The sequence below is a fragment of the Alteribacter natronophilus genome, assembly GCF_006007885.1.
In the GTDB taxonomy this organism is placed as follows: domain Bacteria; phylum Bacillota; class Bacilli; order Bacillales; family Salisediminibacteriaceae; genus Alteribacter; species Alteribacter natronophilus.
The window spans coordinates 230,721-247,589 of sequence record NZ_VCRO01000001.1 but is presented as its reverse complement, the minus strand read 5'-3'; the positions used below and the strand labels follow the sequence as shown (position 1 = coordinate 247,589).

Here is a 16,869-nt window from a genome sequence, read left to right as displayed (position 1 = left end):
TATTGTAGTAAAAAGAAGCAGGAAAATCGAGTAAAGTCCTCCATGTATAACCTCTCCGAAAATACAGAAACTATAAAACTGAATAACGGATTGGAGGTGAGGGCAAATGGTCAAGCAGACTGCCGATATCGAGGAAGTTATGAAGGTTTACGATGAACCTCTTTCCGGAAATGCAGAAAAGGACGTGGCGAGACTCACGGCCATGCTTGGTCAAAGCGATGATATCCAGGTCGGACACTTCCTTAAAGGCAGAATTCCTTTTTCAGTTGTACATCTGGAAGCGATGAACAACGAGGAGATGATCGCCGATGCCATCAACTCTCCTCTTCTTCACGTTCAGAATCAACCTGACATTCTTCCTGAATTCCTGTTTGAAAAAATTGAAGGAACTCAGTCAGGCCCGTATTATTCGTTTAAAGAAATCATCCGTTCTCTTCTTCACGGGGAAGTTATCGTTTTTGTCCAGGGCTGTAAATTTGCAGCCGGTGTGATCGGGCTTCTGGTGGAAATGAGGAATGTGGACGAGCCGGCAAATCAGACCGTGATCCGCGGACCAAAAGAGGGTTTTGTTGAGGGAATTAACGTAAATACCTCACTCCTTCGAAGACGGCTCCGAAACCCCCAGCTCAGGTTCAGGAAATTGTCTGCAGGCAGAAGCACACAGACAGAAATTCGCCTCTGCTACCTCGAAGACGAGGCGGACAAAGAGGTGCTTGCTGAGATTACCCGTCGAATTGAAAGTGTTAAGACTGAGGAAGTCTATGAAAGCGGGATGCTGGAGGAACTGATCGATGACTACGGTACAAAACACCGCTGGTACTCTCCTTTCCCCACCGCCCAGGTAACAGAACGTCCGGACACGGTCAGTTCCGAAATTCAGGAAGGGAAAATTGCCGTTATTGTGGATGGTTCTCCCATGTGTCTCGTCTATCCCATGACGTTTCTTTCCTATTTTCATTCAGCCGAAGATTTTTACCAGCGATTTGACTTTGCATCTTTTATCCGTTTCATCAGGTTTGCGGCTTTTCTGATCAGCCTGTATCTCCCTTCCATCTATATATCTGTAACTACTTTTCATCCGGAACTTGTTGCAACCGATCTGCTTATTAATCTTGCTGCGCAGCGGGAAGGCATTCCATTCCCCGCTTTCGTGGAAACACTGCTCATGGAACTGATTTTTGAAATCCTGAGGGAAGGCGGCGTGAGAATGCCAAGGACAATCGGGCCGGCTATATCCATTGTTGGAGCGATTGTACTGGGGGATTCTGCCGTAAGAGCGGGGCTTGTGAGTCCGGCTATCGTCATCGTTGTATCCCTGACTGCCATTTCAAGCTTTGTGGCACCTGCCTATAATTTCTCGATAAGTGCACGAATACTCCGGTTTGTGATGATGGCTTTTGCAGCAACTACCGGTCTTTTCGGGGTGATGATTTTCTCTGCGCTGCTTCTCATTCACCTCTGTTCGCTCGAATCGATGGGTAAACCGTATTTTTCACCTTTGGCACCGATTAACCTGAAACACCATAAAGATGGTTTCTTTCGTTTCCCGCTCTGGGCTAAAAACGTACCTTTCCTGAAACCGTGGATCCGGCATGACGGAAAAAAGGAGAACAGAGGGACATGAAGACAATCCGTCTATTACTGCTGACTGCTATATTCCCCACAGTACTTCTCAGCGGGTGCGGGGACAAAATGGAGCTCGATCAGCTGGCCATCGTCGTAGCTATGGGGATCGATCAGGTGGAGGATTCCGACGACATTGAGGTTTCGTTTCAGATTATAAATCCCCACGGCGCCTCCGCCCGTGTGGCAACTGAAGGGGGCGGAGGCGAGGACGCTTCGGTCTACACTTTTACCACCAGGGGCAAAACGATCGTGGAAGCATTGGATAAAGCGAAAAACATTACGCCAAGAAGACTGTTTTTCTCCCACATTTATTACCTTGTGATCGGTGAAAGCTTTGCAAGGGAAACAGGAATCAGCAGGTTGTTTGACTTTGTTGAAAGGGACGAGCAGATGCGGATGGAGTTCCTTGCATTTATCGCAAAGGAGGAGACAGCCCGCAACATTCTCCGTACCTTCACCCCGCTTGACGAAAACCCGGCGAAATCAGTGAGGGACAGGGTACTGGTCGCTTCAGGATCCCTCGGTATTAAGAAAAATATTTCTCTGTCTGATGCGCTCCGGGCATACGTATCCGATAATGAACATCCTATCATTCTTGGTCTCAGAAACATCTCAAGTGAAGACAGCTCGGAAACCGATGTCCTTCATCGTATTGATGAGCACAGCTTTTCCCTCGACGGACTGGCAGTGTTTGAAAACGACAGACTTAAAGACTGGTTTACTACGGAAGAATCCCAGGGGTGGGTATTTCTGAACGGCATGGTCGGCGACCGTACAGTATTTGACACTCCGTGTGAGGGCGGATATGCCGGCGTGAGGCTTCATAAGCTCACCCAGAGTACCAACGCCTCTGTAAAAGACGGACGACCGGTTTTTGAAATCAGCCTGGACGGTACAGGCTACCTTCTTGAAACTACGTGCACTCTCGACCTTACAGATCCTGACGATATGGAAGCGTTAAAAGAGGCTGTAAGTAACGAACTGGAAAAGGAAATCAGGTCGACTATTGAAAAAACCAGAACTCTCGGTTTCGATGCGACCGGTCTTTCCGGCGTGTTCAGGGACCACCATCCCGACAAATGGCAGGAATGGAAAGACAGCTGGTTTGGTCATTTTATGGAAGCCGAGTTTATCTACAATATTAATGTTGACATTAATCTTACAGGAATGAGGTACAACGCTGCCGATGAAGAATAATACAGCATCTGCCAACCGGAAAACATCATCTCTGTCCCTGACCGTTCTGGCGGTCTGGACCTTTACCGCTCTGTATACTGTAAGTTTCCTGTTCGGCCGTACATGGTTTCCGTTAACCGAAAGCATCCGGGCTCTGTTTGAGCCTCTTTATCACTGGCTTTTTGAAGGATGACAGCAGTATAAGACTGTCATATCAGGAGGAAGAAAATGAAAAACAGTATTAACCGTTGGCAGTTTGGCCTGCTGATCATTAATTTTATTGTGGGAAGTTCCCTGCTGATGGCACCTACCGCCGCCACCTCCCTGGCAGGTGAGGGAGCGTGGCTGAGTATGCTGCTGGCCACAGGTGCCGGAGTAACTCTGAATGTGCTGCTCTACATTCTTCTCCGAAAGTACCGGTTTGCCTCGGTGTACGTTATTTCAGAGCTGGTTACAGGTAAAATAGCAGGCACACTATTAAATATTCTTTTTATATGTGCTGTTCTTCACCTTACGTCCCTGATTATGCGTAACTTTGCCAATTTCACAAACACAGTGGCACTTACAGAGACTTCCTCCCACGTGGTGGTGTGGATGCCTATTGTACTTATGATTTTTTCCGTCAGTAAAGGTGTCCAGAATATCGGCCGGGTAAATGAAGTACTTCTTCCACTGATGCTGACTGTGGTGATCGGCACCTTGCTGCTGGTGCTGAATAACTTTGAAACTTCGCACCTGGTTCCATTGTTTGAAGATGGCTTGTTTCCCCTCGTGCACGGCGCCTACCCCATACTCGGTTTTCCGTTTATTGAAATGCTCGTGTTTACTGCCCTTGCGACGTTTGTAACAGATAAAAAACATCTGATTACCTATACGGCCTGGTCAATCGGCATTTCCGGCATCATTCTGGCCCTGGCCATTGTTGTGACGATCGGCGTGGAAAGTACGTACTTTGCCTCCAGGGAAACGTACGCCACCTATTCGATGGCGAGAAATATTGAAATTGGAGAACTGTTTCAGCGTGTGGAGGCTGCCATCGGCATTGTGTGGCTCCTGTCTCTTTTTATAAAAATGACCGTCTGTCTCCTCGGTGTTCTTCTCGGTCTGCAGCACATATCAAAAAAAGACGGCTACGGAGCGTTTATCTTCCCGTGTGCCGTGCTCGTCTGGGCCATGAGCCATCATCTTCATCCGGATATTGTGGACTTCTCAGATTTTGTCCTGAAAAACTGGACGCTTTACTGGGGGGCTATTTATATTGTCATGACCGGGGTACTTATGACCGGGATTCTTCTTGGAAAACACCGTAAGATCACTCATGAAGGGAATCGGTTATCAGGGTAGATGTTCATACGAGCATCCGTATTTCAAAGGGTGAAAAGCGTTCTCTGCCGGCGATTAGCGGAATCTCCCAATCCAGCTGTAAAAAGCATCAAGAAATTCTGTCATTAAGCTGATCGTTGTTTCATCCGTTACCCGCCCGTCACCGAGACGCTTGTGGGCTGTGCCAATAAACAGCTCTGGCCGGGCAAGAACATGGGAGCCGCACGCAGCAAGAGTCTGTTTGACCTGCACCTGGGCAAGAGAGGTCCCAAGTGCACTCGGAGAAGCTCCTGTTACCGCTGCCGGCATGTTTTCCAGCACGTTTTCATTTGTCATACTTCCCGCCCAGTCAAGGGCGTTTTTAAGTACCCCGGGGACGCCATGGCTGTATTCCGGCGTAATGATGATAATACCGTCCGCTGATCGGATGGCGGCTTTAAATTCCGCTGCCGCCTCCGGGTCTCCCCCTTCTTCCAGATCACCATTAAAAAGCGGCAGATCCCCTATATAAGCTTCCGTAACGTTAGACTGATCCGAAGCAAGCCTCATTATTTCCTTCATAACGGTTCTGTTAATCGATTCTTTTCTCAGACTGCCTGCAATAACAGTAATATTGTTCATCGGGAAGCCTCCTTTTCCGCTACTATTCCCCCGTTTCTTCATTAAAAACCATTCCGTTGACGCTATCCGGACCTTCCGATAAGATGAAGGGAGTGTTTTATTTCCGGTTACGAAAGAACAGCCATGCTGTACACCGGGAGCCGATATCTCTTTCTGAAAGAAGGCCATATAATGACAGACAAAGACTCCCACGAAAAGAAACAGGCACCCGCAATTGACCCTAAACTTAAATCAAAACTGATCCTTCTTATATGCGCCATTTTAACTTTTACTGTTATGAACGGAACGATGTTTAACGTTGCTATTCCCGATATCGCAGAACATTTCGGACTGCTCCCTTCAGAAGTAAGCTGGGTGATGACGGGATACATACTTGTATTCTCAATAGGTTCGCTTATGTATGGAAAACTGGCTGATATCTACCCGATAAAAAACCTCCTTACATTCGGTCTGATCCTGTTTTTTATCGGAGCTGCACTGGGCATTGTGGCACCGAACTATCCGACACTTCTTGCAGCCCGTATTATTCAGGCACTCGGGGGAGCTACAATACCCGCCCTCGCCTTTATTATCCCGGCACGCTTTATACCGGATGAACGGGGACGTGTTTTTGGTATTGTATCTGCCACTGTGGCTTTTGCATCAGGTCTCGGACCTATTGCCGGTGGACTCATCGGCGGCTTTCTGAGCTGGCGGTTTCTGTTCCTTTTCTCCATGCTCTCAGTTGTCGCCATTCCGTTTCTCAGAAAATGGATTCCTGATGAGGAAAAAAGAAAAGGTGTTGTGGATATTCCCGGCGCCCTTTTTATTGCCGTGACTGTAGCAGGACTGCTTCTGTTTATTACCACGGGAATCTGGTGGTCCCCTGTTGTTTTTGCAACAGCTCTTACCCTTTTCATCTGGAGGACTGCGACTGCCCGGCACCCGTTTATTGAACCGTCCCTTTTAAGAGACGGCCGCTACTCAACCACGGTTATAACAAGCTTTCTTGGAACCAGTGTTTTATTTGGTATGATCTTTATTATTCCGATTATGCTCAGGGACCTCTATGACCTGACCACGCTTGCCATTGGACTTGTTCTGTTTCCCGGAGCCATGGCTGCCGGCCTGATCGGCCAGTCCGGCGGACGTCTTGTTGACCGAATCGGCAGTGTGCCTGTCGTAAAAACAGCCCTCATTATTGTAGGATGCGGTACAGTGCTTATCTCCACATTTGCCGGCTTTCACCCGGTTGTGGTTGCCCTTTGTGTTCTTGTCACTTATCTCGGTTTCCCACTCGTGCAGAGCTCAACGGCAAACCTTCTCTCAACCATCGTTCCGGCTCACCAGACCGGAGTGGGAATTGGCATGTTCAACCTGCTTAACTTTATGAGCGCAGCCATAGGAAGTGCTGTTTACGGCCGGATTCTTGATATTGATGACGCGTCGGTTCTAATGAATCCACTGGCCCGGGCAGAGGATAACATCGTTTATTCCAATCTGTTCCTGAGTCTGGCGGGCGTTGCCATTGCAGCTCTGATTGTATTTACACTCCGCTTCCGGAACACAAGGTATGGCGAAAGCTGACTGTTTAATCGATACCTTAAGAACGAACCCGGATCCTGTCGTGAATTGAGGATTTATTTTGCTCCCCATCCCCTTTTCAGCACAATGTAAGGGCTTTACAATATTCTTAACTGCTAAGTGGGCACTGTTTTGTGAAAACTCCTTAGGGGTCGGGGGGCCGAAAAATGAAAAGGACATCAGTTGGGCTGGGCGTCGTTTTTCTTTTTGCTGTTGTCGGGCACTTCTTTATGTAGACGAACGGGAGCTGAACCCGGGGCAGAGACGCCTTCAGGGATCAGCTCCCGCCGTTTTTCCGTTTCAGATCCGTTCATCAACATGGAGGCCTTTACCTGTAATGTCCCGCTCGCATTCAAGGACTAATTTTTTCAGCCGCATGTTTTCATACTGCCTTTCAAAATAGCTCCTCTTCCTGATTGCCTGCGCTTTTTGAAGAGCGGCCACCCGTGCCGTAAGTGGTGCATCAGGTTCCTGGCGTACGGCATACAGGAGAAACTGTTCGTCTCTGAGCGGTGGAATATATCCCATTACAATCACCTCACTTTTTATTTACCCTTTCCCACAGGAAACATTCGTAAATCAGGCCGGAAATCGGATGCTGTATGGGCATGAATCTGATAAGATAGGACAGGCCGGCCCCCCGGCCTTAATGAATATCGACGGAGGCTGATTTACATGCAGCGTGCAATACATAACAAAACCACCTGGGAGCTTTCCAGTCTTGAGCGCGGAAAGCTCTCTTTTCTCGACCGGAAAAGCCGGGCGGGTGAACTGGTCTGCCCGTACTGCGGCTTACCTGCAGTTCTGCAGGTAAGCCTGAATGAGCCCCCTGTATTTGTCCATAGAAATGGCGGAGAGGATCCTGCCTGTGAACAAAAGGACAGAGATGAATCTCTAAGGTCAGAGGAAGTTTCTGCTGCTGTTCAGGAACAGGCTGCATCGAGGGAAAAAACAGCCGTTACCGTCGGGGCATTCAGTCTCCCCGCATCCAAACCAATCGGTACAGCAGTTTCGGACAGCCCATCGAACCGATCGGGCGTATGGAAAAAGCCCGTCTATTTTAAAGAGTTTCAATCCAGCCTGACCGAACCTGAATTGCCGGCATCCCCAAACCCGGTACTAAGGGAAATTACGTCCGCAAGTACGCCGCTCAACGACCGTCAGCAGGAGGCAGTCCTTACAACAGATGGCCCTCTTCTTCTACTGGCCGGAGCAGGCAGCGGAAAAACCCGTGTAATTACTGCCCGGGCCGCCTATATGCTTAAATCAGGCGCGGTACGCCCTGAACAGATGATGCTTGTTACTTTTACCCAGAAAGCAGCGGCTGAAATGAAAAACCGCCTGGCTTCCTCCTATGGGCTGGAACAAAACAAAGTCAGACGGATTGTATCAGGAACCTTTCACAGTCTGTTTTATAAAATGCTCATGCATGACGACTACAGCCGCTGGCAGCCGGAACGGCTGCTTAAAGCACATTGGCAGAAGGAAAAAATTGTGATGAACGCCCTGCGCGAACTTAAAATAGACGAACGTGATTTCGCAGTCGATCAGGCACTGACAACAATCGGAGCATGGAAAAACGCAGGACTGTCTCCGGAGAAGATCAAACCTGAAGATGCCTTTGAAGAACAGGTAAAAGACGTCTATGCCTATTATGAGAAAGAAAAAGCGGAGATGGGAAAGTTTGATTTTGACGATATGCTCACAGGCTGCAGGGCTCTGCTGGATGATAACCCGGAGCTTCTCGCTAAATACCAGAAAAGGTTTACCCATGTCATGATCGATGAGTTCCAGGATATCAACCGGCTTCAGTATGAAATCATAAAAAAGCTTGCCGCCCCGGAGATGAATCTCTGTGCAGTCGGCGATGATGATCAGTCCATCTACCGTTTCAGGGGAAGTGATCCTGAATATATTCTCCGGTTTGAATCCACGTTTCCAGGAACAAACAGAATTCATCTTGACGCCAACTACCGGTCTGAGCCGGCGATCGTCAACCTGGCTAATGATGTAATAAAAAAGAATACCGACCGCTACCCTAAAAAGATGAAACCGGTAAAGGAAAACGATCATCTTCCGCTCCTGTTTTTCCCTTACGATGAAGAGGAAGAAGCGATCTTTGTTACCGAGCATATCAGAAGAGAGCTTAAAAAAACGTCGAAACCTGAAGACTTCGCCATTCTTTACCGATCCCACGTCCAGGCCCGGGCCATCTTCGAACGTCTGATTGAGTCCGGTCTTCCCTTTACGATGGAACAGGGCAGTGAATCGTTTTACGACAGAAATATTGTCCGTAAGGCTCTCTCGTACCTGAGACTTGCCGTAAATGGTGACGATGTGGACGCGATGCAGGACTGGCTGAGAGTCATGTTCCTGAAGAACAGTCTTCTTAACGAACTGAAGCGCCATACAATTTTCCACGGGGAAACGATGCTTGGGGCCCTGCACCGGACAGAAGATCTGATGAGCGGGTTCCAGACGAAGAAGGTACGGAAAGCAGCAGCGGAAATCCCGCACCTTGCTTCCCTTCCCCCTGAAAAAGCCCTCTTCAAAGCGTATGAAGAGCTTGGCCTGAAGGATTTCATAAGGAAAAATGGCCGTGAAGGAAATAAAATGGAGCGGGGCTCGGATGACTATCACGAGCTTTCTGCCATCGCCTCGGGGTACAGCTCTGTGTCTGAATTTCTTGCCTACGTGAACCATATCAGAGCAAAAGTGAATGCTCACAGAAATGAATCCGGGAACGGAAAAGGTATCCAGCTGATGACCGTTCACCGGGCTAAAGGCCTGGAGTTCCCTAACGTTTTTGTGCTCGGCTGCAATGACGGGTCTCTCCCCCATGAATACGCCCTTGAGAAAAACCGTGAGGGAGACTGCACTTATATGGAAGAAGAACGGAGGCTGATGTATGTAGCAGCCACCCGGGCCCAGCAGCGCCTGTTTCTGTCATCAACCGATCAGCGCCGGGGAAAAAAAGCCTATCGTTCAAGGTTTCTGAACGACCTCCGTTTCAGGACAAGCGAACATCTTTAGGCCTGGCGCCAAACCATGGAAAACGTGCGTAAGGTGTACACCGGAATATGGAAATACCGGCAGGAAGAAGGCTGACACGTCTTATAATTCCAGAGCTTTAATCCACGACGTCCGTTCGCTTTCCGCGGCGGTGGCGCTGAGCCTCCTCGGGCTAAGCCCTGCGAGGTCTCACCCTGCCAGCCCACTGCCGCAGGAGTCTCACTTCCGGCGTTTCGCTTCGGCAAATTTCATAAATTCTCTCCTTAAAAAAGAGTGTCTCCTTTTTCAAGGACACACTCTTTTTAAATCCACCAGAACGGCGGCTGATCTTCTTTTGGTTTAACCGGCTCTTTTTCGGAGTCACCCTGATTTTCATTGTTTCCGAGCATCACCTGTTTCCAGCTGCTCCAGAGCGTTTTCCGTTTTTCTGTATCTTTCATACCGTCACCGGCACTATTTTTAGGATCCTTCCCCAATTAAAGCCCTCCCTTATCCTGGCTGATACCAGCATATGCTGCTTTCGGCAGGACGGTACGGGCTACGGACACTATTTTGTTTTTTTTCCTCCGCAGCCGCAGCCGCGCTTTTTTAACCTTGACTGACCATCTGTTTTGCTGGTGTGGGGATTACTGACTGTTAAAGGACGCTTCGTTTTGCGCTTTTCTTTTATCTTCTTTCTTTTTTCGCCGCTCATTCATACCTGCTCCCTTCATAGCTCACCTGTTTAGTACAGACTATGATGAAACGGCCAGGCTGGTTATGCTGAAGCGGAGAAAGGAGAAATATTCGGTAAAAACTCAGCTCTCTTTGTTTTCTTCACCCTCAATAACTTCATTTTCCCGGTCTGTTGTCTCATTATGCTGAGTGGTCTGCTCAGCTGCAGCTTCTGGGGATTCACTTACATACCCGCCTCCGCTTTCTTCCTTATCTTCTGATGCCTGACTGTTGTCGTGTTTGTGTTTTCGAACTGATCTGGTTCTCCCTTTTACCCAGCCTTCCTCACTCTCATTTTCCCGCATATAATCTGCCGGCACAGGTGCACGGGGCACAGCATTTGCGAGTTTCCCGGATGTCGGAAAGGGAAAAGGCTTTCGCTTGTCAGCTTCCTGTTCGGCAGACGTCCAGGGAGATGAAGGAGTCCGCGGTCCACCCTGTATGAAAGGCTTATAGGATCTCAGCTCTGCTTTCAGAAGTTCAACTTCCTTTTCCATTTCAATGAGGGCACTCTTGTTCATCAGTAAATCGGCTTTTTCGATTTCCCAGTTACTCTTTGCGGTCTCAAACTTCTTATTTAAAGTTTGGATTTCCTCTGATTTCTGCCGGCCAAGTTCCTCAGATTTATGTTTCTCTGCTTCACAGGCATCAGTTAATTCCCTGATCCGGCTGCGGCACTCCCTGATTTCATTCATCTGCAGCTCTGACTGTTCTTCGTAATCCTTTAGTTTCCTCTGTAACTGCTCATTCATTTCCTTAAGAAAGTCCCGCTCTTTATTTACTGTATCACGCTGATAACGCTCTACTTTCCTTCTGTATTCACTAAGCTCCGACTGTAGATGAATGATCCGCTGCTTAAGCTGTACCGAAGACAGCTTTTCCAGCGACATAACCTTCTTCATCAGACATTCCCCTCCCGCCAAAAGCAGAATTTCACATGAACTCGGATTCCCCATGTGCATTTGTACTATTTATATGTAGGAACCGGTCAATCTTTCTTAAAAAGCCCAAGTGCGTTTTTCATTCTGGGATTATGCACAATTTTACACCCAACTCATACTATGAAGTAGTCCCCGATAGAGGAACTACCATGAATGAAAGGATGATTAAGGCATGGCAGAGTTTCACCCTCTCTGTATCAGAGCTGAGAAATTATATGACTGGGTAACACGTCAGGTTGATAAAGAACTAACATTCTCCGGGCCGGCCGGGCTTGAAGAGCTTGATTTTGACTGTAACGGAGAAGAAGGTGCAGACGACCCGTGTGACCTGCTTCCTCCAGGAGAAGATTTTATTGTTACCGTAGTACCTGTTGAGGGTACTCTGGAGTGTACAGCGGTAGGCCCACGGCGGAATGTATTTATCCAGGATCTTGGTATTGAACTTCAGGAAGTTAAGATCCGCAAACAGGGATCTTTCGTAGTTGAACTTCGGCTGAACGAAGATGACGAAGAACCGATTTGTACATCCGGCGAAGTTGATTTCTGTCTTTTTGAAAAGTTCCTTCTCTGCGCGCCTGAAGGAACAGATGTGGACTGTGAAATCTTTGATTTTGCAGGTAACGGTGTGGTCTGCTGCATCAACGGTGAATTCAGTTCCCTGCAGCTGTCGCTTCATATCTGTCAGTCTGTTCAGGTTGTTGCAAATGTGATTCTTGAAATTGAAGGTGCAGAATGCCGTCCGCGTGAAGATATTATTCTTCCAATCAGCAGATTCTGTCCTGAAATTACTTTCCCGCCGCAGTGTCCTGAAATTTTTCCGGCTCCACATGATAAAGACCACTGTAAACACAAGGTCTGACACAAATAAGCACCATAGTTAACCGGATTTGATGCATACCCGCATCAGTCCGGTTTTTTCATGCAGGAAAAAGGCCATCTGCTATTTTGACTTCTGCCGTGATTCAGACGTGCATACAATTTTGTAACAAGGCAAAATCCGGGGTGATTACAGGTGAAGTCAAGACACTCTTATCAGCAGAAAAAGCAGGATGACTCCAAACTGCAGCTGGAACAGAAGATCCTTCATTACCGTTCCGAAATAAGTAAATATAAGCAGCAGATTCAGGAGCTGGAATCCCGTCTCACGATGCGGGAAAATCCTGAAAAACAAAGCAGCCGGGAAAAAATCGAAGTGAAACAGGAGCCCGTTATATCAGCCAAAGCCTATTTCAGTCACTCTGTGTTTCTCCCAAGACAGGAAGAGGAGCAGGATCACCAGATACACATCATCGGTCATCTTACTCTTGAGAATACAGGAAATCAGATTCTCCACGACCCGGTATTCTGTTTCCGCACAAAACCGTCCAGCAGGATTAATATCGGCGGTAAAATCAGGATGCGTCAGCAGCAGGAACGGACCTGGCTGAAACCTCAGGAAGAATGGATTTACGTTCAGAACGACTGGAGAGAGTGGGTGAAAACAAGAGGAGAGCACTGGCTTAAGCCTGTTCATATAGACACTGTAAAGCCTGGCGAGCGTGCAGTGTTTACAAATTTTGATATCACTGCCGAGCCCGGTCCTGAAGATGAGCACCTTCTTATAGAGGGGTTCTGTTACACCAGGGAAATGCAGAAGGGCATATCATCGGTGAATACCATTAGTCTTTATCTATGAACGGGGCGCTTGCAAATGCGTCCCTTTCTTCGTTTACAAGGTATTAAGGAGGATGTCCCATGAAAAAGATCGCCTTCCTGGTCTGCACTGATTACGGTTTTCCGGTATATTCAGCTGAATCTGTCTGCCGGTCACTGAAAAACACGGGCTGCTCCGTAATGCCCCTTGATTACAGGGAAGATGACAGTACACTTCAGCAACAGATTGAGATGTTCTCACCTGCTGCCGTCTTTATGATTTTGTCGGGTACGGAGTGGGGCCAGATCGTTTCCCGTCTGTCGGATTTAAAAATTCCACTCATTGGCTGGATTACGGATGATCCCATCTGCGTGGATTACAGCAGACGTTTTATTCACTACTTCCATACTGTTTACACTACGGAGAAAAATGCCAGCTTTGTATACCGGGGTCTTGGACACCGGAGAACAGCCTTTCTCCCCCACTGTGCTGATCCGGGCCTCTATTATCATGATCCACGGGAATCGTCTGTATATCATAGTGATGTCTGTACCGTCCTCCCCCCCAGTTCTCTCCTCATGGAATACATTACGTTTCTTCTCGACTACACTGACTGGACGATTCAGACAGTAGGTAAAGGCTGGCACGAAGCACTTGCTCACCGTATCCCACAACCAAAGCTTAAGGTTGTAAACTACTGGGTTCCTCCGAGGATTGCCCGTCACTTCTACTCCTCCGCTAAGGTGTCCCTTACCCTTTCACATAGGGACAATCCATCCCATAATCAAACGGGGATCCCCGCAGGGAGTCCTTCCCACGAAGTTTTTGCAGCAGGAGCATGCCGCGGGTTTCAACTGACCTCCAGACGAAGGGAAAACTCCGGCCTTTTTTCCACCCCTTTTACTCCTCTTCAGGTCGGTTCCAGGGAAGAAACCCTCGCCCTGATCAGTCACTACCTTACTGATGACCGGACAAGGGAACTTTCAGCAGAAGCATGTTTCAATGAAATTATGAACCGCAATACACTGGATCACCGCATTAAATATGTGATAACACACCTGGACTCAGAAGAGATACCTCACTACAACTGAATGGAGGACAGCTGCAGCACCGGCAACTGCGAAGATCACGATAACCGCATTGAACCATGCAGGAAAAAGGAAATAACCTGCCGTAAAGAACACACTTACCCACATGCCGGTACACCAGTGACAGCTGAGGAGGCTGCCGACATGGCGGATTATGGGCCCTTCCCGGGGCTCATAAAATACCTCCCCCTCTTCTTCCACTTCTTTGAGGAAAAAGTTCCGGAACCGTTCTGTAATGGTGTCATAAACGATCAGATGAGTCACACGGAACACAGCAAGGACCAAAAGAACCATCATAAGCCACGACAATGCCATTTCATACTTCCTCTCCCTGTAAACGCATAAACTCCACTGATTTCCCTGTGGGATTCCTACTCATAAACTATGAACATTCTGTCCGTTCCGTCCCGGATAACAGACTAATTCAAACTGAGGATGCGTGCCCAAATTCCTTTCCATGCAACTGGTTAAAAATCCAGTCAGATTTCCCCATAGTGAATATAGTGAAGAAATATGATTGGAGGAGATAACATGTCTGATCAGCAGATCACACCATGGGACCTCGACGGCACTCTCGGTGAATTTTTTGTTCCGGATTATATAACCGAAATGGCTCACGAGGTAAACGCCCAGTATGATATGAACGTATCATCCATGGAAGTGATAACGACAAAGGCGGACAAAGGCGGGCTCATCTGGAAGCTTGAAACCGACCGCGGACCAAGAAGTCTGAAAATCCTTCACAGGCGGCCGACAAGGAGTCTGTTCAGTATTTACGCCCAGGAATACCTCGTTCATGAAAAAAATGCGAGGATTCCTGCCATCATTCACAGTAAAGCCGGGCTTCCATACGTGGAAAAGGGAGGGAAAATCTGGTTTGTAGCGGAATGGATCGAGCCACTCGTACCCGTGAGCAAGGATCTTGCAGGTGCCGAGCAGCTCTGCCACGCCATTGGGGAATTTCATACCATGTCAAAGGGGTATACCCCGCCTCCCGGGTCGGAAAATGCAACACGTCTTTACAGGTGGCCGAAAACGTATCAGAAGGTTGTTAAAAAGATGAGCTGGTTCAGAAACATCGCCAACGCTTACAAGGATATGCCGGCCAGCGCAGCGATCCTGAGTTACGTGGATAAATTTGAGGAGCAGGCTGTCAATGCCTGTCAGGCTCTTCAGAACTCGGCCTACAGTGAGTTGGTAAAAAGAGGCAATAAAGAATGGGGACTCGTTCACCAGGACTACGGCTGGTCAAACGGGCAGTCCGGTCCGGACGGAATGTGGATTATTGACCTTGACGGTGTAGCCTACGACATTGGCATACGTGATCTTCGCAAACTGATAACCGGAACAATGGATGACCTCGGAGCGTGGGATGTCAACTGGATGAAAGGAATGGTGGAAGCGTACCATCAGGCTCATCCTATCGAACCTGAACTGTATGATTTACTGGTTGTGGATATGATGCTGCCTAACGAATTCTATAAGAATGTAAAAGAAATGGTCTATGAACCTGAGCTGTTCATGGACGGCGAACTTGAGGCTCTCTGCCAGCGGATCGCAGCAACCGACGATACCAAATGGCCGGCCATCGAAGAGCTCCGCAATATGAAGGGGGACATACTGAAATGAAAGTAGCCATCGTCTGTACAGAAAAACTGCCGGTGCCTCCTATTCGTGGAGGCGCGATCCAGACGTACATTGCAGGTGCTCTGCCGGCACTTAAAGGGAAGCACAGTATAACAGTTTTCGGCCGGACCGACCCCGATCTTCCGGATCAGGAAACAGCTGATGGTGTCCGGTATGTCCGGGTACCAGGCGGGTTACTTGAAACATACAGGGATGGAATTGGGGAAGCATTAAAAAGTGAAACTTTTGATGTTATTCACATCTTTAACAGGCCGCGGCTCGTGGGGAGGATCCGGGAAGCACAGCCCGGTGCCCGCCTCATCCTGAGCATGCACAATGACATGTTCAAGCCTGAAAAAATCAATCATGATGAAGGAGCTGCGGCAATAGCCGAAGTGGATAAAATAATCACTATAAGCGATTACATCGGCACCTCCATCACTGCTGATTTTCCGGAGGCAGCTCCTAAACTGAAAACAATCTACTCCGGCGTGGATGTGAACCGTTTTGTTCCGGCCAGTACTCCTCAGGGGAGAAAACTCCGTGAAGCGATTCGCAGTGAACATCAGATCGGTTCCCGTAAACTCATCATGTTTGCCGGACGTCTCAGTGCCAATAAGGGTGCCGACATTCTTCTTCAGGCCATGCCGATCCTGGCTGAAAAACATCCGGACGTAGCACTTGTTCTTGTAGGAAGTAAATGGTTCAGTGATGATAACATAACAGATTATGTTGCCTACGTCCGGGCACTTGCCCAGCGGATGCCAGTCCCCGTGATTACAACCGGGTTTGTCCATCCGGATGAGATTCATAAATGGTTTGCCGCTTCCGATGTGTTTGTCTGTCCATCCCAGTGGGAGGAACCGCTGGCCAGGGTCCATTATGAAGCCATGGCAGCGGGGCTTCCCATTGTCACGACTGCCCGCGGGGGTAATCCCGAAGTCATTGAGCCGGGTAAAAACGGCTATGTTGTTGAAAACCCGGAAGACCCTCAGGAGTTTGCCGATAAAATCAGCCGGATTCTGAGCAGTTCATCTGCTGCCCGTACAATGGGGACCCACGGCAGACAAATCGCTGAATTACACTTTGTATGGAGCCGTGTTGTAAAAGACATTCTTACTGTGTGGAACGAAGTGGAACAGAACATGGCAGCCGGGGCACCACTCGGTCTGTCCGGAGGTTCTGAAGAAGGTTTTGCCCCGGCCGGACCTGAATTGGAGGCACCGGAAGAAACGGTGGATCTTTCAGAGGAATTTACTGCCGAAGAAGCAGTTGAACCTGAAGTTCCTGAACACGTATACCGATTTACAAACAACCCTCCCTCAGATCCAAGAATCTTCATTCCTGACAGCACTCAAAGCAGACGGAGAAAAACAGGGTAGAGATATTAAGATGGAGGCTGGGACATAAAGAAAGTGTCTAGATTAGAATCCGAACAAAAAGATGATAAGCGGATGAAATATACGCCGACTCCTGCGGGAGGAAAAGCGCAGGTGAGACCCCGCAGGGCGAAGCACGCGGAGGCTCAGCCGCTTCCCGCGGAAAG

The 16,869-nt window shown here is 48.5% G+C and carries 16 protein-coding genes; 11 read left to right on the top strand and 5 right to left on the bottom strand.

The annotated features are described in order from the left end of the window. Window positions 1-106: 106 nt before the first annotated feature. The 4 genes from FGB90_RS01245 to FGB90_RS01230 are packed head-to-tail and all read left to right on the top strand — an operon-like array spanning window position 107 to window position 4,146. Window positions 107-1,624 (top strand): spore germination protein, encoded by a 1,518-nt coding sequence (locus FGB90_RS01245; protein WP_138808756.1) that lies wholly within the window; start codon window positions 107-109, stop codon window positions 1,622-1,624. Then, entirely contained in the window at window positions 1,621-2,823 is a 1,203-nt protein-coding gene (locus tag FGB90_RS01240; RefSeq protein ID WP_138808755.1) for a Ger(x)C family spore germination protein, read from the top strand. The genes FGB90_RS01245 and FGB90_RS01240 overlap by 4 nt, the downstream gene beginning before the upstream one ends. After that, a complete protein-coding gene (locus FGB90_RS01235) occupies window positions 2,813-2,995 on the top strand; it encodes a hypothetical protein (RefSeq protein WP_138808754.1) in 183 nt (60 codons plus the stop codon). The genes FGB90_RS01240 and FGB90_RS01235 overlap by 11 nt, the downstream gene beginning before the upstream one ends. Before the next feature lie 35 nt (window positions 2,996-3,030). Beyond that, entirely contained in the window at window positions 3,031-4,146 is a 1,116-nt protein-coding gene (locus FGB90_RS01230) for a GerAB/ArcD/ProY family transporter (protein WP_138808753.1), read from the top strand. Between the two features lie 54 nt (window positions 4,147-4,200). Here the strand turns inward: FGB90_RS01230 and FGB90_RS01225 are convergent, their stop codons facing one another. Next, window positions 4,201-4,746: an NADPH-dependent FMN reductase gene (locus FGB90_RS01225; RefSeq protein WP_171051657.1), complete on the bottom strand. Its 546-nt coding sequence runs from the start codon at window positions 4,744-4,746 to the stop codon at window positions 4,201-4,203. Window positions 4,747-4,917: 171 nt separating this feature from the next. On the opposite strand from FGB90_RS01225, the gene FGB90_RS01220 reads away from it, so the two are divergent. Beyond that, the gene (locus tag FGB90_RS01220) at window positions 4,918-6,312 is read left to right on the top strand and encodes an MFS transporter (RefSeq protein WP_171051656.1); all 1,395 of its coding nucleotides are present in this window, start codon (window positions 4,918-4,920) and stop codon (window positions 6,310-6,312) included. A gap of 297 nt (window positions 6,313-6,609) precedes the next feature. Here the strand turns inward: FGB90_RS01220 and FGB90_RS01215 are convergent, their stop codons facing one another. Further along, window positions 6,610-6,837 carry a hypothetical protein gene (locus FGB90_RS01215; protein ID WP_138808750.1) on the bottom strand — a complete coding sequence of 76 codons (228 nt, stop codon included), beginning with the start codon at window positions 6,835-6,837 and terminating at the stop codon, window positions 6,610-6,612. A 147-nt stretch (window positions 6,838-6,984) separates the two neighbouring features. On the opposite strand from FGB90_RS01215, the gene FGB90_RS01210 reads away from it, so the two are divergent. Next, the gene (locus FGB90_RS01210; protein WP_138808749.1) at window positions 6,985-9,342 is read left to right on the top strand and encodes an ATP-dependent helicase; all 2,358 of its coding nucleotides are present in this window, start codon (window positions 6,985-6,987) and stop codon (window positions 9,340-9,342) included. A gap of 281 nt (window positions 9,343-9,623) precedes the next feature. Here the strand turns inward: FGB90_RS01210 and FGB90_RS19540 are convergent, their stop codons facing one another. Both FGB90_RS19540 and FGB90_RS01205 read right to left on the bottom strand, forming a co-directional pair. Then, a complete protein-coding gene (locus FGB90_RS19540; protein WP_171051655.1) occupies window positions 9,624-9,797 on the bottom strand; it encodes a hypothetical protein in 174 nt (57 codons plus the stop codon). Window positions 9,798-10,118: 321 nt separating this feature from the next. Beyond that, window positions 10,119-10,937: a hypothetical protein gene (locus FGB90_RS01205; RefSeq protein ID WP_138808748.1), complete on the bottom strand. Its 819-nt coding sequence runs from the start codon at window positions 10,935-10,937 to the stop codon at window positions 10,119-10,121. Between the two features lie 211 nt (window positions 10,938-11,148). Between FGB90_RS01205 and FGB90_RS01200 the strand changes: the two genes are divergently transcribed. The 3 genes from FGB90_RS01200 (at window position 11,149) to FGB90_RS01190 (ending at window position 13,700) form a co-directional block, all read left to right on the top strand. Continuing rightward, the gene (locus tag FGB90_RS01200) at window positions 11,149-11,835 is read left to right on the top strand and encodes a BMQ_0737 family morphogenetic spore coat protein (RefSeq protein WP_138808747.1); all 687 of its coding nucleotides are present in this window, start codon (window positions 11,149-11,151) and stop codon (window positions 11,833-11,835) included. Between the two features lie 153 nt (window positions 11,836-11,988). Beyond that, window positions 11,989-12,651 (top strand): hypothetical protein, encoded by a 663-nt coding sequence (locus FGB90_RS01195; protein WP_138808746.1) that lies wholly within the window; start codon window positions 11,989-11,991, stop codon window positions 12,649-12,651. A gap of 59 nt (window positions 12,652-12,710) precedes the next feature. Beyond that, window positions 12,711-13,700 carry a glycosyltransferase family protein gene (locus FGB90_RS01190; protein ID WP_138808745.1) on the top strand — a complete coding sequence of 330 codons (990 nt, stop codon included), beginning with the start codon at window positions 12,711-12,713 and terminating at the stop codon, window positions 13,698-13,700. On the opposite strand, the gene FGB90_RS01185 is transcribed toward FGB90_RS01190, so the two are convergent. Beyond that, window positions 13,674-14,012, bottom strand: coding sequence for a DUF1360 domain-containing protein (locus FGB90_RS01185; protein ID WP_138808744.1), 339 nt, complete (start codon window positions 14,010-14,012; stop codon window positions 13,674-13,676). The two genes, FGB90_RS01190 and FGB90_RS01185, sit on opposite strands and share 27 nt — an antisense overlap. Window positions 14,013-14,228: 216 nt before the next feature. On the opposite strand from FGB90_RS01185, the gene FGB90_RS01180 reads away from it, so the two are divergent. Then, entirely contained in the window at window positions 14,229-15,326 is a 1,098-nt protein-coding gene (locus tag FGB90_RS01180; protein ID WP_138808743.1) for a CotS family spore coat protein, read from the top strand. After that, window positions 15,323-16,705, top strand: coding sequence for a glycosyltransferase family 4 protein (locus FGB90_RS01175; RefSeq protein ID WP_138808742.1), 1,383 nt, complete (start codon window positions 15,323-15,325; stop codon window positions 16,703-16,705). The genes FGB90_RS01180 and FGB90_RS01175 overlap by 4 nt, the downstream gene beginning before the upstream one ends. The last annotated feature ends 164 nt before the right edge of the window (window positions 16,706-16,869 follow it).